The sequence below is a fragment of the Pseudogulbenkiania sp. NH8B genome (assembly GCF_000283535.1).
Lineage (GTDB): Bacteria > Pseudomonadota > Gammaproteobacteria > Burkholderiales > Chromobacteriaceae > Pseudogulbenkiania > Pseudogulbenkiania ferrooxidans.
In genome coordinates this window covers 1,568,856-1,594,396 of the sequence record NC_016002.1, presented here as the reverse complement: position 1 = coordinate 1,594,396, position 25,541 = coordinate 1,568,856, and the positions used below count along the sequence as shown (strand labels likewise).

The window sequence follows — 25,541 nt, the reverse complement described above, 5'->3', positions numbered from 1 at the left end:
CCTGGTCAATCAAGCCTGCAAGACTACCATTGCCGATTTGGGCTCACAAAGATTCGCCGGTAAAATGAAAAGATTTTCCCGCCGGGAACCTGCTCGCGACCTGTCGCGACCGGGCCTCGGCGGGGGCGAAGCGCAGCGTAGAAACCGGCATCCACACGCAGTACGTGAGGATTTCCGATCGCTGAGTGAATCTCTGCGGGCCCATCTTCAAGATGTGCCCAGCGCAAGATTTGCACGCAATGCACATGAGCCCCGATCAGGGGCGTGGCAAGATCATGAACAGGTTTGAAAACATTGACCATGCTGGTACTGGGTATTGAATCGTCCTGCGACGAAACCGGGGTCGCACTGTACGACACGGAACAGGGCCTGTTGGCCCATCAGCTGCACACGCAGATGGCGATGCACGCCGAATACGGCGGTGTGGTGCCGGAGCTGGCGAGCCGTGATCACATCCGACGCGCCATCCCGCTCACCGAGGCCTGCCTGGCCGAGGCCGGCAAGCAGCTCGCTGACCTGGACGCCGTGGCCTACACCCAAGGGCCCGGCCTGGGCGGTGCGCTGCTGGTCGGCGCCAGCATCGCCAACGCGCTGGCCTTCGGGCTTGGCATCCCGGTGGTCGGCGTGCACCATCTCGAGGGCCACCTGCTCTCGCCGCTCCTGGCCGAGCCGAAGCCGGCCTTCCCTTTCGTCGCCCTGCTGGTCTCCGGCGGCCACACCCAGTTGATGGCGGTGCGCGGCGTGGGGGATTACGACGTGCTGGGCGAGACGCTCGACGATGCCGCCGGCGAAGCCTTCGACAAGACCGCCAAGCTGCTCGGCCTCGATTACCCCGGCGGCCCGACGCTCTCCAGGTTGGCCGAAAGCGGTGATCCGGCGCGCTTCTCGCTGCCGCGCCCGATGCTGAAGTCGGACGATCTCGACATGAGCTTTTCCGGCCTGAAGACCGCAGTGCTGACCCTGGTGCGGCACCAGGAGGCCGAGCATGGCTCGATCGACCCGCAGACCCGCAACGACATCTGCCGCGCCTTCCAGGACGCCATCGTCGACGTTCTGGTCGGCAAGTCGCTCAAGGCGCTGAAGCAGGCCGACATGGCACGGCTGGTGGTGGCGGGCGGCGTCGGCGCCAACAAGCAGCTGCGCGCCGCGCTCGACGCGCTGGCCGCCAAGGGCCGCTTCGAGGTGTTCTACCCGCCCTTGGCGCTGTGCACCGACAACGGCGCGATGATCGCCTACGCCGGCGCCATGCGCCTGAAGTACGCCCAGCCGGCCGGCGGCTACAGCGTCAAGCCGAGGTGGGATTTGGGCAGCCTGCCCGCCGTTTGACGGCCAAGCGTCTGCATCGGCCACAAAATATAGACCCAGCGATGCTTCTGGGCTTGTTTCAGTAGGCGCGCGAGCCAAAGCAGGTTGAGTTCCGCCGGAGCGCAGGAACCGGAATGTACACCGAGTACATGAGGATTCCGGATCGCTGAGCCAATCAAAGATTGGCTCGCAGTACCGCTGGCACTCAAGATGCGAAGGCACAGCCGTCCAATGAGACAGGCTCTTAAACCGCGCCGTCAGCGGCGCAGGAAACCCCATGATCCAACTGCAAAACCTCAGCCTGCGCCGCGGGCTGAAAGAGCTGCTCAACAACGCCAGCCTGACCCTCAACCCCGGCTACAAGGTCGGCGTGGTCGGGGCCAACGGCGCCGGCAAGTCCAGCCTGTTCGCCCTCTTGATGGGCCAGTTGCACGCCGACAGCGGCGACGCCTCGGTGCCGGCGCACTGGACCATCGCCCACGTGGCACAGGAAACGCCGGCGCTGGAGTGCTCCGCGCTCGACTACGTGCTCGACGGTGACGCCGAACTGCGTCAACTGCAGCGTAAGTTGGCCGAAGCCGAACAGGCCAACGACGGCGCCGCCATCGGCCAGCTGCATGGCGAGCTCGACCACATCGACGGCTACGCCGCCCCGGCGCGTGCCGCCAAGCTCCTGACCGGCCTCGGCTTCGCCCCGGAAGCCCAGGAGCGGCCGGTGGCCAGCTTCTCCGGGGGCTGGCGCATGCGCCTCAACCTGGCGCAGGCGCTGATGTGCCGCTCCGACCTGTTGCTGCTCGACGAACCGACCAACCACCTCGACCTCGAGACCGTGCTGTGGCTGGAGGACTGGCTCAAGGCCTACCCCGGCACGCTGCTGGTGATCTCGCACGACCGCGACTTCCTCGACGCGGTGTGCGGCCAGATCGTCGAAGTGGCCAACCAGACGCTCACGCTCTACACCGGCAACTACAGCCAGTTCGAGACCATGCGCGCCGAGAAGCTGGCGCGTCAGCAGTCCGAGTTCGACAAGCAGCAGCGCCAGATCGCCCACCTCGAATCGTTCATCAACCGCTTCAAGGCCAAGGCCACCAAGGCACGCCAGGCGCAGAGCCGGGTCAAGGCGCTGGAGAAGCTGGAACGCATCGCCCCGGCGCACGTCGATTCACCGTTCGACTTCACCTTCGCCACGCCGGCCTCCCTGCCCAACCCGCTACTGCGGCTCGACAAGGTCGCCATCGGTTACGGCGCCACGCCGATCCTGCAGCGCGTGTCGCTGTCGGTGGAAGCCGGCAGCCGCATCGGCCTGCTGGGCGTCAACGGCGCCGGCAAGTCGACCCTGGTCAAACTGCTGGCGGGCGAGTTGAAGGCGCTGGAAGGCGAAGTGATCGGGGCGCAGATGCTGAAGATCGGCTACTTCGCCCAGCACCAGCTGGAAACGCTGCGCATGGACGACACGCCGCTGCAGCACCTGGCGCGGCTGGCGCCGCAGGCGCGCGAACAGGAACTGCGCACCTTCCTCGGCGGCTTCAACTTCCGTGGCGACGCCGCCACCAGCCCGGTGGGGCCGATGTCCGGCGGCGAGAAGGCGCGCCTGGCGCTGGCGCTGATCGTGTGGGAAAAGCCCAACCTGCTGCTGCTCGACGAACCGACCAACCACCTCGACCTCGAGATGCGCCACGCCCTGACCCTGGCGCTGCAGGATTTCCCCGGCGCGCTGGTGGTGGTCTCGCACGACCGCGCCCTGCTGGAATCGACCACCGACCTGTTCTGGCTGGTCGCCGACGGCACGGTGCGGCCGTTCGACGGCGACCTGGAAGACTACCGCCAGTGGCGCCTCGAGCAGTTGGCCGAAGGCGCCAGACCCTCCGCCGGCGACGCCCAGAGCGTCAACCGCAAGGAACAGAAGCGCCAGGAGGCCGAAGAGCGCCAGCGCCTGTCGGCACTGAAGAAGCCCTTGCTCGCCAAGCTCGGCAAGCTGGAAAAGGAGCTGGAAAAGCTCTCCGGCGAGAAGGCCGAACTGGATGCCTTCCTCGCCTCGGAAGAAGCCTATCAGGACGGCAACAAGGCCAAGCTCGCCGACAGCATCAAGCGCCAGGGCGAGGTGTCGGCGCGGCTGGCCGAGGTCGAAGAGGAATGGCTGCTGCTGCAGGACGAACTGGAAGGGGTTTCGGCCAACCTGGCGTAGCGACTGGCACGCGCCGGCCATGTGGAGCCCACGGCAGTAAGCCTCTATTCCAGTAAACGAGCGAGCCAAAGCAGCTTGAGTGCCGCCGGCGCACAGGAATCGGAATGGACACGGAGTCCATGAGCATTCCAGATCGCTGAGCCGATCACTGCGTGCAAATCCATCGCTGAGCCAATCGAAGATTGGCACGCAGGGATTTGCCCAGCGATAGATCGGCACGCAGTACTGCCGGCGCTCAAGATGCGAAGGCGCAGCCGCCCGATGGGATAGATTTAGCCCTTGATCCAGCCGCGCTCCATGGCGTACTTCACCAGCGCCGCGACGTTCTCCGCGCCCAGCTTGCGGCGCAGGTTCAAGCGGTGCGCCTCGACGGTGCGCACGCTGATCTCCAGGCTCGCCGCCACCATCTTGTTGCTGTGCCCGGCGGCGAGCAACAACAGCACCTCGCGCTCGCGCTCGGTGAGCGGGTCCGGCTGCGGCGCCGGCTCGATCAGGGCGTGCGTCACGGCATGGCTGTAATAGCTGCCGCCCGCCACCGCCGCCTCGATGGCGGCGATGATCTCCTGCGACGGCGCGTCCTTCAGCACGTAGCCGCGGGCGCCGGCGCGCACCGCGCTGGAAACGTATTCGGCGTTGTCGTACATGCTGAGGATCACCACCACCACGCCGGGATGGCGCTCGCGCAGCGCGGCGGTGAGCTGGATGCCGTTCATGTCGCGCATGCCGATGTCGACCAGCATGATGTCCGGGCGCAGGGTGTCGGCCAGCTCCAGCGCCTCGCGACCGCTGCCGGCCTCCCCCACCACATCCAGACGCGGCACGCTGCTCAGACGAGCACGCAGCCCGTCGCGCACCAGGGGGTGGTCGTCCACCAGCACCAGGCGGATACGGAGCACGGCATTCGGTTGTTGCAGACTCATTTCAGACTCCAGCAGGGGCCGGCGGGGCCGGACAAGCCGCCATCTTGCCTAGGCGATGGTGCTCACGGCAACTCCCGTTTTCGTTGCACGCCGGGGGAGCCCTCCGTTACACCGGATGCGTCGGCATGCGCTGACGCATCGCCCGCTCATACCGGCAACCGCACTTCCAGCTCGGTTTCTCCCGGACGCGAACCGAGCAGGCAACTGCCGCCCAGGTGCTCGGCGCGCTCGCGGATATTGCGCAGTCCGATGCCGCGGGTCTGGGAGCGGTCGACATTGTCGACATCGAAGCCGCAGCCGTCGTCCCGCACCGCCATGCGCACGCCGTACCTCTCGCGGGACAGGGTCAGCGTCACGTTGCGAGCGCGGGAGTGGCGCTCGATGTTGGTGAACGCCTCCTGGGCGATGCGGAACAGCGCCACCGCCTGACGATCGTCGAGGCAGGTATCGTCCAGGGTGTTGTCGAACGCCACGCGGATGCCGCTGCGGCGCTCGAATTCCGCGGAGAGCTGCCCCAGCGCCGCCGACAAGCCGAGCATGTCGAGCACCGACGGCCGCAGATCGTGCGAGATGCGCCGCACCTCGCTCAGCGCGTCGCCCAGTCCGCCCAACCCCTTCTCCACTTCGGCCAGGGCCGGCTCGCCGGCTTCCAGCTTGTGCTGCGCCAGCTCGAACTGGAACTTGACCGAGACCAGCAGCTGGCTGATGCCGTCGTGCAGCTCGCGCGACACGCGCGCCCGCTCCTGCTCCTGCGAATTCACCAGGCGCTGCGTCAGCGCCTTGAGCTTGGCGTCGGCGACGCGGTGCTCGCTGACGTTGAGCACCACCCCGCCGGCGAACACCAGCAGTACCGCCGCTCCGGCCACGGCAGCAATGCCCCACAAAGTGTCGCGCACGTTGGCCGAAGCGCGGCTGCGCAACTGGTCGGTGGCGTGCTCGATGTCGTCGATGTAGACCCCCGTCCCCAGCACCCAGCCCCAGCGCTCCAGCAGCACCACGTAGCCCAGCTTCTCGGTCATCTGGTGCGACGACGGCTTCTCCCAGTCGTAGCGCTGGAACCCGGTGCCGCTGGTCGCCGCGGCCAGCAGCGAACGGATCACGTGGCGGCCGTGCGGGTCGGTGAGGTCCCACAGATTCTTGCCGACCAGGCCGGGCTTGCGCGGATGCACCAGGTTGTTGCCGGAAAGATCATAGACGAAGAAATAGCCGTCCTCGCCGTAGCTGATGCCACGCAGGATGGCCTTGGCCTGCTCCTGGGTGGCGGCGTCGTTGCGGCCGGAGGCGTAGAGCGGCCCGATCGCCGTCATCGCCAGCTGAGTGTAATGCTGCAGTTCGGCCTGCTTGCTGGCGAGCAGGGTCTCTTCGATGAGCTGGGTCTGCTGCTCGGTCAGGCGCTGGCTGCGATGCACCAGCAAGCCGCCCAGCGCCAGCATCGCCAGCAGCAAGGGCAGGATGGTGAGCAGCACGACTTTGTGTTTGGTCTGCATGGCGACGGCAAGGGTGATGGAAGACCGGCAGACGGCCGCAATGCCGTGCTGCCAACGACGCATTGTAACGCCAGCCCCACTACGCGCACCCGGCAAAACAGGGCGCCCAGCCGCCTCTACGCAGAACTACGTAGACCGACTGCGGTAGTAGTGCGAATTTTCCTTTACCGCGACATGGCGAATAGTAGAGCCGTCCGCCGACCGTCCTACACCGACGTCGTCGGCACGCACACAAGAAGGCATGTCCACACACCATGCCGCCACACTGGAGAGAGACACTATGCAACGCCTTGCCGGCCACCTCGGGTGGTTTCTGGTGGCGCTTGTCGGCGCGTTCGCGCTCGGCACCGTCGCCCTGCATCGCGGCGAAACGATCAATGCGCTCTGGATCGTTGCCGCTGCGGTATCCGTCTACCTGATCGCCTACCGCTACTACAGCCGCTTCATCGCCACCAAGGTGATGCAGCTCGACCCGCGCCGCGCCACCCCGGCGGTGCGCCTGAACGACGGCCTCGACTACGTGCCGACCAACAAGAACGTACTGTTCGGCCACCACTTCGCCGCCATCGCCGGCGCCGGTCCGCTGGTGGGCCCGGTGCTCGCCGCCCAGCTGGGCTACCTGCCCGGCATGCTGTGGATCCTGGCCGGGGCGGTGTTCGCCGGCGCGGTGCAGGACTTCATGGTGCTGTTCATCTCCACGCGCCGCGACGGCCGCTCGCTGGGCGACCTGATCAAGTCCGAGTTGGGCCCGGTTCCCGGCGTGATCGCGCTGTTCGGCACCTTCATGATCATGGTCATCATCCTCGCCGTGCTGGCGCTGATCGTGGTCAAGGCGCTGGCCGACAGCCCGTGGGGCACCTTCACCGTGGGCGCCACCATCCCCATCGCGCTGTTCATGGGCGTGTACACCCGCTACATCCGCCCGGGCCGCATCGGCGAAATCTCGCTGATCGGCTTCGTGCTGCTGATGCTCGCCATCGTCGGCGGCGGCCAGGTGGCGTCGCATCCGGAACTGGCCAGCCTGTTCACCTTCACCGGCAAGGAACTGACCTGGATCCTGATCGGCTACGGCGCCATCGCCTCGGTGCTGCCGGTGTGGCTGCTGCTGGCTCCGCGCGACTACCTGTCCACCTTCCTCAAGGTCGGCACCATCCTCGGCCTTGCCATCGGCATCGTGATCGTCATGCCGGAACTGAAGATGCCGTCGGTCACCCGCTTCATCGACGGCAGCGGCCCGGTGTGGTCGGGCAGCGTGTTCCCCTTCCTGTTCATCACCATCGCCTGCGGCGCGGTATCGGGCTTCCACGCCCTGATCTCCTCCGGCACCACGCCGAAGCTGCTGGAAAACGAAAGCCACGCCCCGTTCATCGGCTACGGCGGCATGCTGATGGAGTCGTTCGTCGCCATCATGGCGCTGGTAGCCGCCGCCTGCATCGAGCCGGGCGTCTACTTCGCCATGAACAGCCCGGCCGCCCTGCTCGGCCACACCGCCGAATCGGCCGCACAGGCGGTGTCGCAATTCGGCTTCGTCATCACCCCCGAGATGCTGACCCACACCGCGCAGACGCTGGGCGAGCACACCATCATTTCGCGCGCCGGCGGCGCCCCGACGCTGGCCGTCGGCATGGCCGAAATCCTCTCCGGCGTGTTCGGCGGCAACGGCATGAAGGCGTTCTGGTACCACTTCGCCATCCTGTTCGAAGCGCTGTTCATCCTCACCGCCGTCGACGCCGGCACCCGTGCCGGACGCTTCATGCTGCAGGACCTGCTGGGCGTGTTCGTGCCGTCGTTCAAGAAGACCGACTCGCTGCCGGCCAACCTGATCGCCACCGGGCTGTGCGTGGCGGCCTGGGGTTTCTTCCTGTACCAGGGCGTGGTCGATCCGCTGGGCGGCATCAACACGCTGTGGCCGCTGTTCGGCATCTCCAACCAGATGCTGGCCGCCGTGGCGCTGATCCTCTCCACCGTGGTGCTGTTCAAGCTCAAGCGCGAGCGCTACGCCTGGGTCACCATCGTGCCGACGGCCTGGCTGCTGTATTGCACCCTGTACGCCGGCTGGCTCAAGGTGTTCGCCGACAGCCCGAAAGTGGGCTTCTTGGCGCACGCCGCCAAGTACCAGAACGCCATCGTCGAAGGCAAGGTGCTGGCTCCGGCCAAGAGCATCGAGCAGATGCACCAGATCGTGTTCAACGACCGTCTGGACGCCGGGCTCGCCATCTTGTTCATCCTGGTGGTGCTGAGCGTGCTGGGCTTCGGCCTGCGCGCCTGCCTGCAGGCCTGGCGCAGCGCCCACCCGACCGCGCAGGAAACCGCGCCGGTGGTGGCCGAAGCCGGCCGCGCCTGACGGACACAGACCATGTTCGACCAGCTTGGCAAACTGGGTAAGTATCTCGGGCAGGCCGCCAACCTGATGGTGGGCCTGCCCGACTACGACACCTACGTGGAGCACATGCGTACCACCCACCCGGACCAGACGCCGATGACGTACGAGGAGTTTTTCCGGGAGCGCCAGGACGCCCGCTACGGCGGGGGGAGTGGCAAGGTGGGACGCTGCTGCTGAAACCTGTCGCATTAGGCGGCTGCGCCTTTGCATCTTGAGCGCCGGCAGTACTGCGTGCCGATCTATCGCTGGGCAAATCCCTGCGTGCCAATCTTCGATTGGCTCAGCGATGGATTTGCACGCAGTGATCGGCTCAGCGATCAGGAATCCTCATGGACCATATGTCCATTCCGGTTCCTGTGCGCTGGCAGCGCCCAACCTGCTTTGGCTCGCTCGCCTACTACAACAGGTTCTGATCCTCACAGGGTGTGATACGCCCTTCTCATGGAAATGCCCATGACCCATACCCCCATCCCCGTCACCCTGCTCACCGGCTTTCTCGGCGCGGGCAAGACCACCCTGCTCAACCACCTGCTGGCCGAAGCCGGCGAGCGCATCGTTGTGATCGAGAACGAGTTCGGCCCGGTCAGCATCGACAGCGAACTGTTGATCCGCGAGCGCGACGAACTGGTGGAAATGACCAACGGCTGCCTGTGCTGCACCATCCGCGGCGACCTGTCGCGCCATCTGCATTCGCTCTACCAGCGCCGCCGTGACGGCGAGCTTGCCTTCACCCGGCTGGTGATCGAAACCACCGGGCTCGCCGACCCGACGCCGATCGCCCAGACCTTCTTCAGCGACGACACGTTGGCCGAAGCCTACGCCCTCGACGGCGTGCTCGCCGTGGTCGACGCCGTGCACGGCGAGCAGCAACTGGACGGGCATCTGGTGGCGCGCAAACAAGCCGGCTTTGCCGACCGCCTCTTGATCTCCAAGACCGACCTCGTCGACGAAGCCAGCCTCGAGCACCTCGGCGCGCGTCTTGCCGCCATCAACAGCCAGGCCGGGCAGCATCGGCTGGTCCAGGGCCGCATCGCGCCGGCGCTGGCGTTCGGCGTACGCGGCTTCCACCTCGACGAAAACCTGCTGCGCCCGGCAACAGGCGAGCGCAACCTGAGCTTCCGCCCGGCTGCTACGCGCTCGTTCGCCGACGACATCGCCGCGCTCCATCTCGCCCACGACGGCCCGCTCGATCTCGCACGCATCAGCGCCTTCATGAACCGGCTGGTCGAGCAGCATGCCGAACAGCTGCTGCGCTACAAGGGCGTGCTCGCCATCGCCGGCGAACCGCGCCGCCTGGTGTTCCAGGGCGTGCACCGCATCACCGGCTTCGACTACGGCCGGGAATGGCAGGACGACGAAACGCCCCGCTGCGACATCGTACTGATCGGACAGCAACTCCCGGCCGACGCCATCCGCGCCGAGTTCGCCGCCTGCCTGGCTTAACGCCCTCCCCGCCCAAGGTCGCCTGCCGGCGGCCTTCCTTCCGGCTCACACCAGCAATTGCAGCAGGTCGCACAGCTGGCGGTCTTCCGCCCGCGCCGAGCGGCTGCGCCGGCGGATTTCCTGCAGCAGGCAATCGACGAAGCACTGCGCCGCGGTGCTGCGCGTGGTGTCGCGTCGGCTGATCACGCCGAGCCGCCCGGTCTCGAAGCCTTCGGCCAACCTCAGCACCTGCACCCAGTCGCGCAGGGGCTCGGCCACGATCAGCGGCTCCGGGCAGTAACTCAGCATGTCGGCGTGGCGGATCAGCGACAGCAACAGGGTCAGCGAGTGAGCCCGCACCAGGCGCCGCTCGTCGATCGCCACGCCGTGCTGCCAGAACAGGTTGTGCATGAAGGCGTCGTAGGCGCTGGGGGCGTAATTCACCACCCAATCCGCGTCCAGGAGTTCATGCAGCGAGCGGCTCCCGCCCAGCGCATGGCCCTGGCGCGCGATCACCACGCTGTTGAACAGCAGCAGATCCTCGCACTCGAACTCCGGCGCCGGCATCGCCGGAATCATCGGCCCCACCACGAAATCGAGCTCCCCGTTGCGCAGGCGCGGCAGCGCCACCGCAGTCAGCCCCTCGAACAGCTCGAGGCGCACCTCGGGCATTTTTTCGCGAAAACGCCGCACCACTTCCGGCAGGAAGGTCAGTTCGATGAACGGCGTCACGCCGATGCTGAGCCGCCCTTCCGCCTGGCCCCGTAGCCGCGCCAGCTCGGCGTCGGCGCGCTGCAACTGCCCCACCACCAGCCGCGCGTGCCCGAGCAAGGCGCTGCCGTACTCGGTGAACGATACCCCGCTGGCGTGACGCACCAGCAGCGGCAAGTGCTGCTCGGCCTCCAGCTCGCGCACCGCCTTGGTTACCGCCGCCTGTGACAGCCCGAGCCGCCGCGCTGCGGCACGGATGCTGCCGCTCTCGGCGATGGCCACCAGCGCTTGCAATTGATGCAGCTTCATCCCGCTCCACCCGACAACCAAAGGTTATCAAGATAACAAAACTGGTACTCCCGGGACAGCCAGGCGCTGACTAAGATCAGTTCAGCCCATCCCCCGCCACGGCGGGCCTAGCCCGAGGAGAATGTCATGACCGACCCCGTCCTGCCCGGCATCCGCGCCATCGAGAATGAGATGATCGCGCTGCGCCGCCAGATCCATGCCCACCCCGAACTCGGCTTCGAGGAGTTCGCCACCAGCGATCTCGTCGCCGAATGCCTGAGTGCCTGGGGTTACGACGTGCATCGCGGCATCGGCGGCACCGGGATAGTCGCCACACTGCGGCATGGCGCGGGCACCAAGCGCCTGGGCCTGCGCGCCGACATGGACGCCCTGCCCATCACGGAATCCACCGGCCTGCCTTACGCCAGCCGCCACCCCGGCAAGATGCACGCCTGCGGTCACGATGGCCACACCGCCACGCTGCTGGCCGCCGCCCGCTACCTGGCCGAGACACGTCGCTTCGACGGCACGCTCAACCTGATCTTCCAGCCCGCCGAAGAAGGCCTGGCCGGGGCACGCAAGATGCTCGAGGACGGCCTGTTCGAGCGCTTTCCCTGCGACGCCGTCTTCGCCCTGCACAACATGCCGGGCTACCCGGCGGGGCGTTTCGGCTTTCTGCCCGGCGCCTTCATGGCCTCGTCCGACACCGTCACCATCCGCATCCAGGGCTGTGGCGGCCACGGCGCCATGCCGCACCGCTCGGTCGACCCGGTGGTGGTCTGCGCCTCCCTGACCATGGCGCTGCAAAGCGTGGTGGCGCGCAACGTGCCGCCGCTCGAGATGGCCATCGTCACCGTCGGCGCCATCCGCGCCGGCGAAGCCGCCAACGTGATCCCGGACAGCGCCGAGATGCGGCTGTCGGTGCGCTCGCTCGACCCGGCGGTGCGCGACCTGCTCGAACAGCGCATCACCGCCCTGGCGCACGCGCAGGCGGAAGGCTTCGGCGCCAAGGCCGAGGTCGACTACCGGCGCGGCTACCCGGTACTGGTGAACAGCCCGTCCGAAACCGCCCTCGCCCGCGCGGTGGCGCACGACTGGCTCGGCGAAGAGGGCCTGATCGACGGCATGGTTCCCCTCACCGGCAGCGAGGACTTCGCCTTCCTGCTGCAACAATGCCCCGGCTGCTACCTGATCATCGGCAACGGCGACGGAGAAGGCGGCTGCATGGTGCACAACCCCGGCTACGACTTCAACGACGCCTGTCTGCCGCTAGGGGCGAGCTACTGGGTCAAGCTGGCCGAACGTTTCCTGGATTGAGAGATAGCCAACCGGATCGCCACCCGGTCGGGCGGTCCGGCCGAATAAAACAACAAGGCGGCCGGGACCGTATATCACTATCTACAAAGAGAGAGAAACCATCATGTCAACCAGCCTCACCTCGCCGGCCGGGACGGCCGCTCACCGTGCTGCCCCGGCGAGCCGCTCGGCCAACGCCCGCTCCATTGCCGCCATCACCCTGGGCAATGGTCTGGAGTTTTTCGATTTCACGGTCTACACCTTCTTCGCCACCCTGATCGGCCGGCTGTTCTTCCCGGTCGATACCGCTTTCGGCCAACTCATGCTGTCGCTCGCCACCTTCGGCGTCGGCTTCGCCATGCGCCCGCTGGGCGGCATCGTCATCGGCGCCTACGCCGACCGCGCCGGACGCAAGCCGGCCATGATGCTGACGCTGTGGCTGATGGCGCTGGGCTCGGCCATGTTCGTCATCACGCCGAGCTATGCCCAGATCGGCCTCGCCGCGCCGGTGCTGATCGTGCTGGGACGCCTGATCCAGGGCTTTGCCATCGGCGGCGAGTTGGGCGCATCCACCTCGCTGCTGCTGGAATACGCCGACGACCATTCGCGTGGCTACTACGGCAGCTGGCAGTTGTTCAGCCAGGCCCTGAGCGTGCTGCTGGGCTCGCTGTGCGGCCTCGCGCTGACCTATCTACTGCCGACGGACGCACTGGAGAGCTGGGGCTGGCGCATGCCCTTCGTGCTCGGCATGCTGGTGGTGCCGATCGGCATGTACATCCGCCGTCACCTGCACGAAACCGCCGACAGCGCCCACGCCGAGGAAGGGCTGGGCAGCGTGGCCGCTGTGTTCGGCCCCTTCCGCCGCGAACTCGTCGCCGGCGTGCTGCTGGTGATCGGCGGCACCGCCGCCAACTACATCATCCTCAACTACATGACCAACTACGCTGCCACCCAGCTCGGACTGCCGCTCAAGCAGGCCATGTGGGCCGGGCTCGCCGCCGCCGCCGTCTCCATGCTGCTGGCGCCGTATGCCGGCATCCTGAGCGACCGCATCGGCCGCAAACGCGCCATCCTGCTGACGCGCATACCGATGCTGGTGCTGATCTACCCCGCCTTCATGCTGCTCAACGCCAGCCCCAACCTTGCCACCTTGCTCCTGGTGGTGGCGGGACTGTCGCTGCTTCTGATTTTCAACAGCGTGCCCTCGGTGGTGATCCTGCCGGAACTGTTCCCGCGCCGCGTACGCGCCACCGGCATGTCCCTGGTGTACTGCTTTGGCGTGTTGATCTTCGGCGGCTTCGCCCAGTTCTTCGCCACCGGCCTGATCCGCCTCACCGGCAACCCGAACGCTCCGGCGCTCTACGTCATCGGTTGCGGCCTAGTCTCCCTGCTGGGCTGGGCCATGGTGCGCGAAACCGCCGGCCGGCCACTGGAATAACCCCGCACCGGCTCTGAACGCAAGCTCCTGCCCGCAACGCCACCCGGCCCGGCGGGCTTCTTTTCCCCCGCAGTCTGTCCAAGCCCGCCAGTACCTCGCCCCCGCCGCTCAGCGGCGCTCGTCGCGGTGCAATGCCCCTCCTCAACGGCCGCCTTCGTCAGCAAACCATGACGTAATCCTACTTTTTCATATAGCGATATTTTTCAATAATTAATTTTAAATATTTTAATAAAAATTATATTAACAAATAAGAAATTTGATTTAGATCAATCTTATTTGGCCTGCCTTCGTAGGTTTACTCATTTGTCCTTGCAAACGGCCTCCCCGCCCCCTAACCAAAGAAGACTAGGCTGACCGCCTGTTGCGCCCTCCCCTCATGCTTGGCCGGAGTAAACCCGACTCATGAAAACCATCTTCCTCGTGGACGACTCGGCGACCATTTTGCTCTCCGTTTCCAACATCCTCGCCAAGGCCGGCTACGCCGTCGCGAAAGCCGGGAATGCTGGAGAGGCATTAAGCCAGTTTCAAGCCGGCATAAAGTCCGACCTATTGATCACTGATCTCAACATGCCCGGCATGAACGGCATCGAGCTGATTCAACACGTACGCAAACTGCCGAACTATCGCTTCATGCCGATCCTGTTCCTGACCACCGAGTCACAGCAATCGAAAAAGGCCGAGGCGAAAGCTGCCGGGGCTTCAGGCTGGATCGTCAAGCCAGCCTCGGCAGACGATCTGCTCAACACCATCAAGCTGGTGATGCGCTGATGATGCAGCAACGCCCTTTCCTCTTGTATGCCCTGGGTTCGTTCAGCGTCGTTACCGTCATGGCCGGCTTGAGCGTGTATTTCTTCAACGACGGGTTCACCACCGTCCTGTTGCCGACACTCGGCCTGTCGCAGCCCTTGGGCAATGCCATCGGGGCGGTGCTGCTGGTGAGCACGGCCTGCCTCGGCGTCTGGCTGATCCCCTTCCTGCTGTTCCGCCAGCAGCAGTGCGGGTTGTCATCCCGGCTGGCACAACTGGCACAGGGGAGCGAACAGCTGAGCACGGCCAGCAACGAGGTGGCGGGAGAGCTCCTGGCGGTACCGACCTATAGCGACGTGCTGCGCAATCATCTGGGCAGCGTGGTGCAGCAGACCGAGCAAGCGGCCTACGACATTACCAACCGGCTGCAGGCCATCGATGGCGTCGTGACAAGGCTGAACGACTTTGTCACGACGAGCTCGTCACACGCCAGCCAGCTGGCTCAGAACTCCGAGCAGCACATCGCCGACAACCAGCATCTGATCGGTGCGATGCGCGACTACATCGATCACCGCCTCCAGGAGGCGCGCCAGGACCAAGAGCGAACCCACCGGGTCGTCGCCGAGACACGCTCGTTGCAGTCGCTCACCCTTCTGATCAAGAACATCGCGGCACAAACGAATCTGCTGGCGCTGAATGCGGCGATCGAGGCGGCCCGAGCCGGCGAAGCCGGGCGCGGCTTCGCCGTGGTGGCCGACGAGGTCCGCAAGTTGTCGGGCGAAACCGAAAAAGCGGTCGTGGCGATCAGCCAGGGCATCATGGACGTGGGGATGACGGTCGAGGCTCAACTGCAGCAAAAGCTGTCGACGGCCAATCTTGAACGCGAGCAAGCCACGCTTGGGCATTTCGCCGATCAGCTCGCCGGACTTGGCAACAGCTACCAGGATCTACTGCGCCATCAGACCCACGTCATCGACAGCGTGAGCAGCAGCAGCGCCGAGCTGATGCAGATGTTCATGCATGCACTGGCGAGCGTGCAGTTCCAGGACGTCACCCGCCAGCAGATCGAGCATACGGCGGAAGCCCTGCATCGCCTGGATGACCATCTTGCCGTACTGGTGCGGCGGCTGCAGCAGCCGGGCGACCCGGGTGTCCAGTACAAGCCCCTCGCGCTCCATCTGGAGGCCATTTACAGCGATTACGTGATGGATCAGCAGCGCCAGGCCCATCACGCCGTCACCCACCAGCCTACGGTGGCGGCCAGCCCCAAGGTTGAATTGTTCTGAGGACTATCATGGCACCCAGCCCGGCTCCGGAGCACCAACGCCTCACCCTCCTCGACGACATGACCATCTACAACGCCACGGCACAGAAGCAGCTGCTGCTCGACGCCCTGCAGGCGGGTGACGGCCTCGAGCTCGATCTTTCCGCCGTGGCCGAAATCGACACGGCCGGATTCCAGCTGTTACTGCTGGCCAAGCGAGAAGCACGCCATCAGGACAAGCCGCTGCTGATCGTCGCGCACAGCCCGGCGGTACGTGAGGTGGTGGACTTTTTCAACGTGGCCGCCGACTTCGGCGACCCGATGCTGATCCCCGCGCGGGAAAGCTGAATCCTGAACAGACAAGGCCCATGGACGAACTCCTGACCGTGTTCGTGACGGAAAGTCGCGAACAGTTGGCCGCGCTCGAAGCGGCGCTGCTACAACTCGAAGAAGCTTCCGGCGACGCCGACACGCTGCATGCGATCTTTCGCGCCGCGCACACGATCAAGGGCGGTGCCGGCGTCATTGAATGCGACTACATCGTCGCCTTCACCCACGTGGTCGAAAACGTGCTCGACCAACTGCGCAATGGCGACATCGCGGTCAGCGCCGAACTCATCGCCTTGCTTTTGGCCTGCGGCGATCATATCGGCTTGCTGTTGGGCGAGTTCGAAAGCGGCCGGGTTCACCCAACGGCCGAATTGCAACTGGCCGGCGATGCCTTGCTCGCACGTTTACAGCGCGACGCACAGACCGCACCGCCCGGCCTCCCCCCGGCCGAGGCATCCTCCGCCACCCAGCCAGGTCTGGGCCGGGACCTGATCGAGAGCGAATGCTGGCACATCTCCTTGCGTTTCGAGCGCCATGTGCTGAAGAACGGCATGGACCCGCTGTCCTTCCTGCACTACCTCGGCACGCTGGGCACCATCGTGCACCTCGAAACCGTGGCCGATGCCATGCCGCCGGCAGATCAGATGGATGCGGAAGCCTGCTATCTCGGCTTCGAGATTCGTTTTGCCTCCTGCGCCGACAAGACGACGATCGAGCGGGTATTCGAGTTCGTCCGCGACGACTGCACCCTGCACATCCTGCCGCCGGACAGCCGCCTGGCCGACTATATCGATCTGTTGCAGTCCCTGCCGGAAGACACGATGCGGCTGGGCGAAATCCTGGTTCGCATCGGCGCGCTCACGCAAGCGGAGCTCGATGACGGGCTGCTTATGCAGCAGCCTCCCATGGCCGGCGCAGCGCCACCCGACGTCGTACCACTGGGAGAAATTCTGGTGCAACAGCAGGTGGTACAGCCCAAGCTGGTCGAGGCGGCCATCATCCGGCAGGCTCAGGTCAACGACAAGAAAACCGCCGAGGCGAGGCTGATTCGCATCCAGGCCGACAAGCTCGACCGCCTGATCGACCTGGTCGGCGAGCTGGTTATTGCCAGCGCCAGCGTCAGCCTGCTTGCCAGTCGCACCGGTCGCGCCGAGCTTCTGGAGGCGAGCTCGCTGATGATGCGCCTGGTCGAAAGCACACGCGATTCGGCATTGCAACTGCGCATGGTGCAGATTGGAGAAACCTTCAGCCGCTTCAACCGCATCGTGCGCGATGTCTCCAAAGAGCTTGGCAAGGACATCGAACTGGTCATTACCGGAGGAGAAACCGAACTCGACAAGAGCGTGGTGGAGAAGATCGGCGATCCACTGATCCATCTGGTACGCAACGCCATCGACCACGGGATCGAACCCACCGCGCACCGTGCCGCCGCCGGCAAGCCACCCCGCGGCCGGCTGGAGCTGAACGCCTCGCATGATTCGGGCAGCATCGTCATTACCGTCAGCGACGACGGAGGCGGCCTCAACCGCGACAAAATCGTGGCGAAGGCGACCGAGCGCGGCCTGCTCCAGCCGGGCCACAACCTGAGCGAAGCGGAAATCGACAACCTGATCTTCGAGCCGGGTTTCTCCACCGCCGATCACGTCTCCAACCTGTCCGGCCGTGGCGTCGGCATGGACGTCGTCAAGCGCAATATCCAGAGCCTGCGCGGCCACGTCGATGTCCGCTCGGCTCCCGGTGCCGGCACCCGCTTTTCCATCCGCCTGCCGCTGACCATGGCCATCATCGACGGCTTCCTGGTCGGCACGGGACAGGCCAACTACGTGGTGCCGCTCGACATGGTGGTCGAATGCCTCGAGTTGTCGCCGCAAACCAGCGATAACCATTACCTCAACCTGCGCGGCGAAGTACTGCCGTTCATCCGTCTGCACGAGCTGTTCAACCTGCCGGGCAAGCGGCCGGCGCGCGAGAACGTGGTCGTGGTGCGTACCGGCGCGCAGAAGGTCGGCATCGTCGTTGACCAGCTGCTGGGCGAATTCCAGACGGTGATCAAACCGCTCGGCCATCTGTTCCAGAGCCTGCGCGGCATCGGCGGCTCGACCATCCTCGGCAGCGGCGAGGTGGCACTGATTCTTGACGTTCCCGCACTCGTCGCCATCGCGACACGACGCGAGTCGCGCGAAGCGGCATCCACTTCGGCCACCTGAGCCGACCACGTTAGCCTAGAAGGAAGAAGGGAGTTCGTTATGTTCGCCAACATGAAAGTGGGTGCCAAACTAAGCTTCGGCTTCGGCATCGTCATTCTGGTCATGATCACCATCTCAGCCATTGGCATCGTGCGCATGGGCCATCTCAACGACGCGATCGGCACCATGGCCAACGACCGTTGGCCGAAGACCGTGCTGTTGAACCAGATCGTCGACAACTCCAGCCAGACTGCCATCGCCCTGCGCAACATGATGCTGTCGACGAGCAAGGAGGATCGGCAGCGGGACAAGGAGCGGGTGCTGCAATCACGCAAGGCCATCGACACCGCGGTCGATAAGCTCGAATCGTTGATCGCCTTGCCGCGCGGCAAGGAAATGCTGGCCCAGCTGAAGGAACTGCGCATCAAATACATCGCCGGGCAGGAAACGCTGATCCGCCTGGTCGAGGAGGAACGCCAGGATGAAGCGCGGGCCTTCTTGCAGAACGAGCTGCGGCCGACCCTGCGCGCCTACCAGGAACATGCGCTGAAGTTCGTCCAGTTCCAGGGCGAATTGATGGACAGCGCGGCCAAGGACGCCCAGGCGGTTTACGCCGAGGCACGCAACCTGACGCTGGCGCTCATCGCAGCGGGCATCGTCATCGCCGCCGCGGTCGGCTTCTGGATCACCCGCAATCTGATGCGACAGCTCGGCGGCGAGCCCGACCATGCCGCCGCCATTGCGCGCAAGGTGGCCGAAGGCGACCTGACCCAGCAGATCGAGCTGCGCGCCAACGACAACTCCAGCCTCCTGGCGGCGATGCGCAACATGGTCGAGCGGCTGTCGCTCACCATCGGTCAGGTCCGCTCGGCGGCCGACAACCTCTCGGCCGCCGCCGAGCAGGTCAGCGCCACCTCGCAGTCGCTGTCGCAAGGCGCCGCCGAACAGGCGGCTTCGGTCGAGGAAATTTCCTCCACCCTCGAGCAGACCACCGCCACCGTGGCACAGAACACCGAAAACGCCAGGGTCACCGATGGCATGGCCGCCAAAGCGGCCAGCGAAGCCGGCCAGGGTGGCGCGGCGGTCAAGGAAACCGTCACCGCGATGCGGGCGATCGCACAGAAGATCGGCATCATTGACGACATCGCCTACCAGACCAACTTGCTGGCGCTGAACGCCGCGATCGAGGCGGCCCGTGCCGGCGAGCATGGCAAGGGCTTTGCCGTGGTTGCCGCCGAGGTACGCAAGTTGGCCGAACGCAGCCAGGTGGCGGCTCAGGAAATTGGCGAGCTGGCCGGCTCCAGCGTGAAGCTGGCCGAACACGCCGGCCAACTGCTCGACGCGATGGTGCCGTCGATCAGCAAGACCTCCGACCTGGTGCAGGAAATTGCCTCCGCCAGCCAAGAGCAGAGCGCCGGCGTGACCCAGATCAACCAGGCGGTCGGCCAGCTCAACCAGACCACCCAGCAGAGTGCGTCGTCGTCCGAGGAACTGGCCGCCACGGCCGAGGAAATGGGCGCCCAAGCAGAGCAGCTGCAAGGACTGATGGCATTCTTCCGCACCGAGAGCACGGCCCGCCAACGTAGCCCGGCCCGCCACGGCGCTGCCGCCCAGGTCCATTCCCCCGTTCCGGCACGGAGCCATCCGGCGAGCAAGCCGCCCGTCCTGGCGAGCACCGAACCGGAATTCGAACATTTCTGAGGAGCCGTCATGGACCAGAGCACTGCGCTTGTCCGTCAGGACCCGCCGGCCACATTCGTGGCCGCCCCCGGAGTCCAACAATTCCTCACCTTCATGCTGAACGCCGAGGCATTTGCTGTTGGCATCCTCAACATCAAGGAAATCATCGAATACGGCCAGTTGACCGGCATCCCGTTGATGCCGGCCTTCATCCGCGGCGTGATCAATCTACGCGGTGCGGTGGTACCGGTGATCGACCTATCGGCACGCTTCGGCGCAAGACCGACCGCAGTTGCACGTCGCACCTGCATCGTCATTGTCGAGATGCATCACCAGGTGGATGACACCGAGGTCCAGCAGGATATCGGCATCCTGGTCGACAGCGTGAACGAGGTATTGGAGATACCCGCCGGCGAAATCGAGCCGGCGCCGGCCTTCGGTGCCAACATCCGTGCCGATTTCATCCGCGGCATGGGCAAAGTGGCGGGTGGTTTCGTCATCATTCTCGATCTCGACCGTGTGCTGTCGATCACCGAGATGAGCCAGATTGCCACGCTCGCTCATCCCGGGACTGCACTGGCACCGCCCTGAAGCACACCAGCGATAGGTTTGGAAAGGATGGAGAGAACCCGGCAACCCCCAGCGGTCGCCAGACGTTGCCTTGCTCCCTCTCGGGTCACACCAGCAAATCACACACCTTGCGTCATCTCGTCGGCGATGAGACGACGACAGCACTGTATTGAAGCCATGCCAATGAATATTGCGTGTTCTCGTTCCAGACCGAGGTGCTTATGGACAATCCCCCCCTCTCCGATCACGAGTTTGCCCTCTTCCAGCGGCTGATCCATCGCCTGGCCGGCATCAACCTGACCATTGGCAAGAAGGTGCTACTGGCTGGTCGTCTCGCCAAACGCCTGCGCCATCACGGGCTGAGCCACTTCGACGAATACTACCGCCTGCTCGCCAGCGGCGAGCACCCGGCCGAGGTGCAGTTGATGGTCGACCTGCTAACGACCCATGAAACCTGTTTTTTCCGCGAAGCCGCTCACTTTGACTTCCTGCACGATTTCGCCGTCAGTCGGCGCGGAACAGCGTTCCGGGTATGGAGTGGCGCCTGCTCTTCCGGCGAAGAGCCTTACTCCATCGCCATGGTGCTGGCCGAAACGCTCGGCTTGTCCGCCTCCTGGGAGGTCGTGGCTTCCGACATCAGCCTGCCGACACTGGAGCAAGCGAAGCACGGCCACTATCCGATCGAGCGCGCCAAGAACATCCCGGATGACTTGCTGAAAACCTACTGCCTTAAAGGTGTCGGCAGCCAGACCGGAACCTTTCTGATCGGGCAGGCATTACGTGAGCGGGTTCGCTTCTGCCAGTTGAACCTGGCAGCGCTCGGCGCCAATAGCATTGGCCAGTTCGACATCATCTTCCTGCGCAATGTAATGATTTATTTCGATAGCGACACCAAGCGCAGCGTCGTGGCCAAAATGCTGCCGCATCTCAAGCGCGACGGCATGTTCATCGTCGGCCACTCCGAAACCCTGAACGGGGTGACCGACGAACTGGTTTCACTGCGCCCGACGCGGTATTGCCGGCCCGAATGCAAACGATGAAAGACTCTGTTGCGGCAGATGAAAACCAGCGCGTGACACAGCCTCCCGAGGAGGGAATGAATGAAACGATCCACAACATGAGCCAGCACAAGACAATGAGCGAGCCAATCAAGGTAATGATCGTCGACGACTCCGCCGTGGTACGCCAAGTCGTCCGGCAGGCACTGGAACGCGAGCCCGGCATCCGCGTCGTTGGAGCCGCGTCGGACCCGCTGTTCGCCCTGACGAATATGCAACGCGACTGGCCGGATGTAATCGTGCTGGACATCGAAATGCCGCGTATGGATGGCCTGACCTTTCTGAAAAAAATCATGAGCGAGCGGGCCACCCCCGTTGTGATCTGTTCGTCGCTGGCCGAAACCGGCACCACCGCGGCGATGAATGCGCTGGCTGCCGGCGCCGTTTCGATCATCACCAAACCCAAAATGGGGGTGAAACAGTTTCTCGAAGACAGTGCCAACGACGTCATACACGCCGTCCGGGCCGCCTCTCGCGCCAATGTCAGCCGCCTGGCGTCACGCACGCGGCCGCCATTGGCCCCCACGCCCAAGCTATCGGCCGACGCCGTCATCAGCAGCGGGCTCGGTCGCGGGGCGAGCATGATCAGCACCACCGAACGTATCGTCGCCATCGGCACCTCCACCGGCGGCACCCAGGCACTGGAGACGGTACTGCACCGGCTGCCTGCCACATGTCCGGGCATGGTCATCGTCCAGCACATGCCGGAGCGCTTTACCGCGATGTTTGCTGAACGCCTCAACAGCCTGTGCCAGATAGAAGTGCGCGAGGCCCGCCACGGAGACCGCGTGATGCCGGGGCGGGCCCTGATTGCCCCCGGAGGCAAGCACATGCTGCTGGCACGCAATGGCGCCAGATACACCGTTGAAATCATCGACGGACCGCTGGTTAACCGGCACCGCCCTTCGGTGGATGTCCTGTTCCGCTCATGTGCGAAGTTCGCCGGACGCAACGCGCTCGGCGTGATCATGACCGGCATGGGGGATGACGGGGCACGTGGCCTCAAGGAAATGCACGAGGCCGGCGCCAGGACGATTGCCGAAGACGAATCGACCTGCGTGGTATTTGGCATGCCCAAGGAGGCCATCGCGCTCGGCGGTGTCAGTGAGGTCGTTCCGCTGCATCGCATCGCCCCAGTCATCGAACATTATGGTTACTGATATGTCACCACCGCGGGTTGAAACGGTACTGATCGTCGATGACAGCCTGGTACAAAGGCTGCATATGGTGGGGCTACTTCGACAGTGTGGAATACATGGCATTCTTGAGGCCGTCGATGGCAATCAGGCGCTTGAACTGCTCTCCGCCCTCGACACGCTCCCACACCTGATCGTGGTCGACCTCGAGATGCCGGGCATGGATGGCGTCGAATTCATCCTGCAGATGATGAAGCGCAACGTCATGGCACCCCTGGTCATCTCGTCGAACAGGGATCTTTCCTTGATCTGCAGCGTCGAGAATATGGCACAAGCACTGGAAATACCCATCCTAGCCGCCTGGAAAAAACCGCTGACCAAGCAACACCTTGCCGAGATATTGCACCACAGTCCGGATCGGCCGCCCCCCTCCCATTCAACACCAGAGACCCACAAGGAGGCCTCCAGCACCGGTGCCCACGAGCTGGCTTTGGCCATCTCCCGCCATCAACTCCTGCCTTATTATCAGCCTCAAATAGACCTGAAAAGCGGCACGATCACCGGTGTGGAAGTGCTGGCACGCTGGCCCCACGCTGAAAAGGGCTTCATTCCCCCGGACCACTTCATCCCACTGGCCGAAAAGCACAGATTGATACACGACCTGACGCTGGAGATCGCGGGCCAGGCCTTTGCCCAGGCCGCCCACTGGCGACGGAGCGGAGTGCACCTGACGGTTGCCGTCAACTTGTCACCGCGGTTACTGGATTTGCCCGATTTTGTCAGCGAGATTGACGCCTTGTTGCAGCAGTATCAGCTACCCGCAGAACAAGTGATCTGGGAGGTCACCGAGAGCTCCCTGGCTGCCGACCTTGGCATAGCACTGGCCAATCTGGCGCGGCTGCGGCTGAAGGGGTTTGGCCTGTCCATCGACGACTACGGCACCGGCTTTTCGTCAATGCAGCAGCTCTCGCGCATCCCCTTCACCGAACTCAAGATCGACCGCTCTTTCGTGCATCGCGCCCACCAGCGCGAGCATCTGCGGGTCATTCTGCAGTCTGCCCTGGACATGGCTCACAAGATGAGCCTGGTTACGGTGGCAGAAGGCATAGAAACGCTCGAGGACTGGAAATTGCTGCGGGAGTTTGGATGTAACCTGGCGCAGGGCTACTTTATTGCCAAGCCCATGCCCGGCGAAACTTTCACCGGCTGGGTAAAAACACAAAACACGCGACGCCATGGTCGGCGTGGCAGCTGAACCCGTATTGTCTGTCGGACCAGCCGCCCCAGCCGGTTGCGCCGCGAGCGTAATTCGATGGGTTTGCCCCTGAGTCTCGGGGCACCAAACCGCCCTTAGCTTGATGCTGCCAGAACAGGCAGCACACCCTTTCAAAGCAAGCCGAATAGACCTCGTTCATCTTGCCAAATTCTATCCATGCCCTCCTGAGGAACATCAAGCGGAGGTCATGATGCAAACCTGCTGAAACCAGAGTCTTTTCCAGCGCTCCACCCTCTCGCTGGCGGTCAGCGCCTTCGGCGAAACCGGAATGCTCTCGCCAAAGCGCACAACACCATCGATAGCCCGGCTGTTTACGACAGCGAAACTCCGCCGCTCGCCTTGATCATCTTGATAATGAATGGCAACAAGCACACCACAGGCCGTGCACACCAGACAATCCGCGATCCCCACACCTTGGCGATACCGCGTCACCATGTGCTCGTCTTGCAGACGAATGAGCAGCGAACCATCCGGGTCAGCCACATACGCCGCGCCGTGCTTATGGCAAAAATCGCAATCGCATGCCCGCGGGCGATAGGTTGCCGGGGCATGGGGAAGCGTCATTTCGAAGTGAATATTTCCGCAATGACACCCGCCGTTCAGTCTGTGCATGACAACTCCCCCGATGCCTGAATCAAAGACAACATCCTGACAGACATCCGTTCCCATGTCCCTGCCGCCCCCGACCCGCTTTGTTCCTTGCCGACGGAGGCTATTGCTCTACCCCTGAAACACCCTGCGGCCGGTCCTCGACATGGGGATCGGTCTTCAAGAGGAGGGGCTCATCATGGCCCCCCACTGTCGCCGAAAAATTTTGCCCATCCAGGAAAAATGTTCATCAATCATAGACTCAATATGTCGAGGGGGGCGATATGGCTGTGCCAAAGCAGACGAAAAAGCCCTCTCGGGACAAAAATCTCCCCAGTGTTTATATTGGTTACTTTGATTGCAAACAACATGCCAAGGAAACCATGACCGATCTGTCCGCCTTTCCCATCACGAAGAAGTGGCCCGCGCACCATCCCGACCGTATCCAGCTCTATTCCTTGCCGACGCCCAACGGCGTCAAGGTATCGATCATGCTGGAAGAAACCGGCCTGGCTTACGAGCCGCATCTCGTAAGCTTCGAAACCAACGACCAGATGTCGCCGGAGTTCCTGTCGCTCAATCCGAACAACAAGATTCCGGCAATCATCGATCCGAACGGTCCGGGAGGAAAGCCTCTGCCGCTGTTCGAATCCGGTGCGATTCTCGTCCATCTTGCCGACAAGGCGGGGAAATTCATGCCGCAGGATCCGGCGGGCCGCTACGAGACGCTGCAATGGCTGATGTTCCAGATGGGCGGCATCGGCCCGATGTTTGGACAGGTGGGGTTCTTCAACAAGTTCGCAGGCAGGGAGTACGAAGACAAGCGACCGCGCGACCGCTACATTGCCGAGTCCAGACGCTTGCTTGGCGTACTCAACCAGAGACTCACCGACCGCAAGTGGATCATGGGAGAGGCCTACACGATTGCCGACATAGCGATCTTCCCCTGGGTGCGCAACCTGATCGGTTACTACGAAGCCGGTGAACTGGTGGGGATTGCGGATTTTCCGCATGTCACACGCGCGTTGGATCAATTCCTCGCACGCCCGGCCGTGGCAAGAGGGCTGACCATTCCCAGTCGAAACGCAGCCCTTGTGTAAAGCCATACGAAAGCCTCATCAAGCTATCCACAGCCATCGCTGAATAACCCTGTGGATAAGCCATGAATAACCCGAAAAACCCTTTTCGGGTTAGCCACTTGCCGTTACCGCCCAAAAAACCGTCAAAATCCTGCAAGATTTCCCCACAAACTCACAACCCGGCTGAATAGT

At 64.0% G+C, this 25,541-nt stretch carries 21 protein-coding genes; 17 read left to right on the top strand and 4 right to left on the bottom strand.

Going from position 1 to position 25,541, the window contains the following annotated elements:
- The first annotated feature begins 300 nt into the window (after positions 1–300).
- Positions 301–1,326 carry a tRNA (adenosine(37)-N6)-threonylcarbamoyltransferase complex transferase subunit TsaD gene (gene tsaD, locus NH8B_RS07405; RefSeq protein ID WP_014086723.1) on the top strand — a complete coding sequence of 342 codons (1,026 nt, stop codon included), beginning with the start codon at positions 301–303 and terminating at the stop codon, positions 1,324–1,326.
- Between the two features lie 256 nt (positions 1,327–1,582).
- Positions 1,583–3,490 carry an ATP-binding cassette domain-containing protein gene (locus NH8B_RS07400; protein ID WP_014086722.1) on the top strand — a complete coding sequence of 636 codons (1,908 nt, stop codon included), beginning with the start codon at positions 1,583–1,585 and terminating at the stop codon, positions 3,488–3,490.
- Between the two features lie 272 nt (positions 3,491–3,762).
- On the opposite strand, the gene NH8B_RS07395 is transcribed toward NH8B_RS07400, so the two are convergent.
- Both NH8B_RS07395 and NH8B_RS07390 read right to left on the bottom strand, forming a co-directional pair.
- The gene (locus NH8B_RS07395; protein WP_014086721.1) at positions 3,763–4,410 is read right to left on the bottom strand and encodes a response regulator; all 648 of its coding nucleotides are present in this window, start codon (positions 4,408–4,410) and stop codon (positions 3,763–3,765) included.
- A gap of 146 nt (positions 4,411–4,556) precedes the next feature.
- Entirely contained in the window at positions 4,557–5,897 is a 1,341-nt protein-coding gene (locus NH8B_RS07390; RefSeq protein WP_008953784.1) for a cache domain-containing protein, read from the bottom strand.
- A gap of 280 nt (positions 5,898–6,177) precedes the next feature.
- On the opposite strand from NH8B_RS07390, the gene NH8B_RS07385 reads away from it, so the two are divergent.
- From NH8B_RS07385 to NH8B_RS07375, 3 genes are all read left to right on the top strand, one after another.
- The gene (locus NH8B_RS07385; protein WP_014086720.1) at positions 6,178–8,241 is read left to right on the top strand and encodes a carbon starvation CstA family protein; all 2,064 of its coding nucleotides are present in this window, start codon (positions 6,178–6,180) and stop codon (positions 8,239–8,241) included.
- A 12-nt stretch (positions 8,242–8,253) separates the two neighbouring features.
- Complete coding sequence (locus NH8B_RS07380) at positions 8,254–8,457, top strand: YbdD/YjiX family protein (protein WP_008953782.1); 204 nt, start codon at positions 8,254–8,256, stop codon at positions 8,455–8,457.
- A 276-nt stretch (positions 8,458–8,733) separates the two neighbouring features.
- Entirely contained in the window at positions 8,734–9,723 is a 990-nt protein-coding gene (locus NH8B_RS07375; RefSeq protein ID WP_014086719.1) for a CobW family GTP-binding protein, read from the top strand.
- A 45-nt stretch (positions 9,724–9,768) separates the two neighbouring features.
- Here NH8B_RS07375 and NH8B_RS07370 read toward each other — a convergent pair whose 3' ends face one another.
- A complete protein-coding gene (locus NH8B_RS07370; protein ID WP_014086718.1) occupies positions 9,769–10,722 on the bottom strand; it encodes a LysR substrate-binding domain-containing protein in 954 nt (317 codons plus the stop codon).
- Between the two features lie 126 nt (positions 10,723–10,848).
- Here NH8B_RS07370 and NH8B_RS07365 point away from each other — a divergent pair, with 126 nt between their 5' ends.
- From NH8B_RS07365 to NH8B_RS07315, 11 genes are all read left to right on the top strand, one after another.
- On the top strand, positions 10,849–12,018 hold the full coding sequence (locus NH8B_RS07365; RefSeq protein ID WP_014086717.1) for a M20 aminoacylase family protein: 1,170 nt from the start codon (positions 10,849–10,851) through the stop codon (positions 12,016–12,018).
- A gap of 103 nt (positions 12,019–12,121) precedes the next feature.
- A complete protein-coding gene (locus NH8B_RS07360; RefSeq protein ID WP_014086716.1) occupies positions 12,122–13,435 on the top strand; it encodes an MFS transporter in 1,314 nt (437 codons plus the stop codon).
- 402 nt (positions 13,436–13,837) lie between these two features.
- Positions 13,838–14,203, top strand: a complete 366-nt coding sequence (locus tag NH8B_RS07355) for a response regulator (RefSeq protein ID WP_008953777.1) — start codon at positions 13,838–13,840, stop codon at positions 14,201–14,203.
- Positions 14,203–15,468 carry a methyl-accepting chemotaxis protein gene (locus NH8B_RS07350; RefSeq protein WP_014086715.1) on the top strand — a complete coding sequence of 422 codons (1,266 nt, stop codon included), beginning with the start codon at positions 14,203–14,205 and terminating at the stop codon, positions 15,466–15,468. The genes NH8B_RS07355 and NH8B_RS07350 overlap by 1 nt, the downstream gene beginning before the upstream one ends.
- 8 nt (positions 15,469–15,476) lie before the next feature.
- A complete protein-coding gene (locus NH8B_RS07345; protein ID WP_008953775.1) occupies positions 15,477–15,794 on the top strand; it encodes an STAS domain-containing protein in 318 nt (105 codons plus the stop codon).
- A gap of 20 nt (positions 15,795–15,814) precedes the next feature.
- On the top strand, positions 15,815–17,983 hold the full coding sequence (locus NH8B_RS07340; protein ID WP_014086714.1) for a chemotaxis protein CheA: 2,169 nt from the start codon (positions 15,815–15,817) through the stop codon (positions 17,981–17,983).
- A 39-nt stretch (positions 17,984–18,022) separates the two neighbouring features.
- Complete coding sequence (locus NH8B_RS07335) at positions 18,023–19,663, top strand: methyl-accepting chemotaxis protein (protein WP_014086713.1); 1,641 nt, start codon at positions 18,023–18,025, stop codon at positions 19,661–19,663.
- A gap of 9 nt (positions 19,664–19,672) precedes the next feature.
- Positions 19,673–20,233, top strand: coding sequence for a chemotaxis protein CheW (locus tag NH8B_RS07330; RefSeq protein ID WP_014086712.1), 561 nt, complete (start codon positions 19,673–19,675; stop codon positions 20,231–20,233).
- Between the two features lie 173 nt (positions 20,234–20,406).
- Positions 20,407–21,252 (top strand): CheR family methyltransferase, encoded by an 846-nt coding sequence (locus NH8B_RS07325; protein ID WP_014086711.1) that lies wholly within the window; start codon positions 20,407–20,409, stop codon positions 21,250–21,252.
- Between the two features lie 56 nt (positions 21,253–21,308).
- Positions 21,309–22,430, top strand: coding sequence for a protein-glutamate methylesterase/protein-glutamine glutaminase (locus NH8B_RS07320; protein ID WP_014086710.1), 1,122 nt, complete (start codon positions 21,309–21,311; stop codon positions 22,428–22,430).
- Entirely contained in the window at positions 22,420–23,661 is a 1,242-nt protein-coding gene (locus NH8B_RS07315) for an EAL domain-containing response regulator (protein ID WP_041702880.1), read from the top strand. Before NH8B_RS07320 ends, NH8B_RS07315 begins: the two co-directional genes overlap by 11 nt.
- A 195-nt stretch (positions 23,662–23,856) precedes the next feature.
- Here NH8B_RS07315 and NH8B_RS07310 read toward each other — a convergent pair whose 3' ends face one another.
- Entirely contained in the window at positions 23,857–24,294 is a 438-nt protein-coding gene (locus NH8B_RS07310) for a GFA family protein (protein WP_014086708.1), read from the bottom strand.
- A 359-nt stretch (positions 24,295–24,653) separates the two neighbouring features.
- Here NH8B_RS07310 and NH8B_RS07305 point away from each other — a divergent pair, with 359 nt between their 5' ends.
- Positions 24,654–25,370 (top strand): glutathione S-transferase N-terminal domain-containing protein, encoded by a 717-nt coding sequence (locus tag NH8B_RS07305; protein WP_041702879.1) that lies wholly within the window; start codon positions 24,654–24,656, stop codon positions 25,368–25,370.
- The last annotated feature ends 171 nt before the right edge of the window (positions 25,371–25,541 follow it).

What these genes read in the sequence shown, in the direction of transcription:
- tsaD (WP_014086723.1), top strand. Translation starts at nt 301, where the DNA reads ATGCTGGTACTGGGTATTGAATCGTCCTGCGACGAAACCGGGGTCGCA.
- NH8B_RS07400 (WP_014086722.1), top strand. Translation starts at nt 1,583, where the DNA reads ATGATCCAACTGCAAAACCTCAGCCTGCGCCGCGGGCTGAAAGAGCTG.
- NH8B_RS07395 (WP_014086721.1), bottom strand. Translation starts at nt 4,410, where the DNA reads ATGAGTCTGCAACAACCGAATGCCGTGCTCCGTATCCGCCTGGTGCTG.
- NH8B_RS07390 (WP_008953784.1), bottom strand. Translation starts at nt 5,897, where the DNA reads ATGCAGACCAAACACAAAGTCGTGCTGCTCACCATCCTGCCCTTGCTG.
- NH8B_RS07385 (WP_014086720.1), top strand. Translation starts at nt 6,178, where the DNA reads ATGCAACGCCTTGCCGGCCACCTCGGGTGGTTTCTGGTGGCGCTTGTC.
- NH8B_RS07380 (WP_008953782.1), top strand. Translation starts at nt 8,254, where the DNA reads ATGTTCGACCAGCTTGGCAAACTGGGTAAGTATCTCGGGCAGGCCGCC.
- NH8B_RS07375 (WP_014086719.1), top strand. Translation starts at nt 8,734, where the DNA reads ATGACCCATACCCCCATCCCCGTCACCCTGCTCACCGGCTTTCTCGGC.
- NH8B_RS07370 (WP_014086718.1), bottom strand. Translation starts at nt 10,722, where the DNA reads ATGAAGCTGCATCAATTGCAAGCGCTGGTGGCCATCGCCGAGAGCGGC.
- NH8B_RS07365 (WP_014086717.1), top strand. Translation starts at nt 10,849, where the DNA reads ATGACCGACCCCGTCCTGCCCGGCATCCGCGCCATCGAGAATGAGATG.
- NH8B_RS07360 (WP_014086716.1), top strand. Translation starts at nt 12,122, where the DNA reads ATGTCAACCAGCCTCACCTCGCCGGCCGGGACGGCCGCTCACCGTGCT.
- NH8B_RS07355 (WP_008953777.1), top strand. Translation starts at nt 13,838, where the DNA reads ATGAAAACCATCTTCCTCGTGGACGACTCGGCGACCATTTTGCTCTCC.
- NH8B_RS07350 (WP_014086715.1), top strand. Translation starts at nt 14,203, where the DNA reads ATGATGCAGCAACGCCCTTTCCTCTTGTATGCCCTGGGTTCGTTCAGC.
- NH8B_RS07345 (WP_008953775.1), top strand. Translation starts at nt 15,477, where the DNA reads ATGGCACCCAGCCCGGCTCCGGAGCACCAACGCCTCACCCTCCTCGAC.
- NH8B_RS07340 (WP_014086714.1), top strand. Translation starts at nt 15,815, where the DNA reads ATGGACGAACTCCTGACCGTGTTCGTGACGGAAAGTCGCGAACAGTTG.
- NH8B_RS07335 (WP_014086713.1), top strand. Translation starts at nt 18,023, where the DNA reads ATGTTCGCCAACATGAAAGTGGGTGCCAAACTAAGCTTCGGCTTCGGC.
- NH8B_RS07330 (WP_014086712.1), top strand. Translation starts at nt 19,673, where the DNA reads ATGGACCAGAGCACTGCGCTTGTCCGTCAGGACCCGCCGGCCACATTC.
- NH8B_RS07320 (WP_014086710.1), top strand. Translation starts at nt 21,309, where the DNA reads ATGAATGAAACGATCCACAACATGAGCCAGCACAAGACAATGAGCGAG.
- NH8B_RS07315 (WP_041702880.1), top strand. Translation starts at nt 22,420, where the DNA reads ATGGTTACTGATATGTCACCACCGCGGGTTGAAACGGTACTGATCGTC.
- NH8B_RS07310 (WP_014086708.1), bottom strand. Translation starts at nt 24,294, where the DNA reads ATGCACAGACTGAACGGCGGGTGTCATTGCGGAAATATTCACTTCGAA.
- NH8B_RS07305 (WP_041702879.1), top strand. Translation starts at nt 24,654, where the DNA reads ATGACCGATCTGTCCGCCTTTCCCATCACGAAGAAGTGGCCCGCGCAC.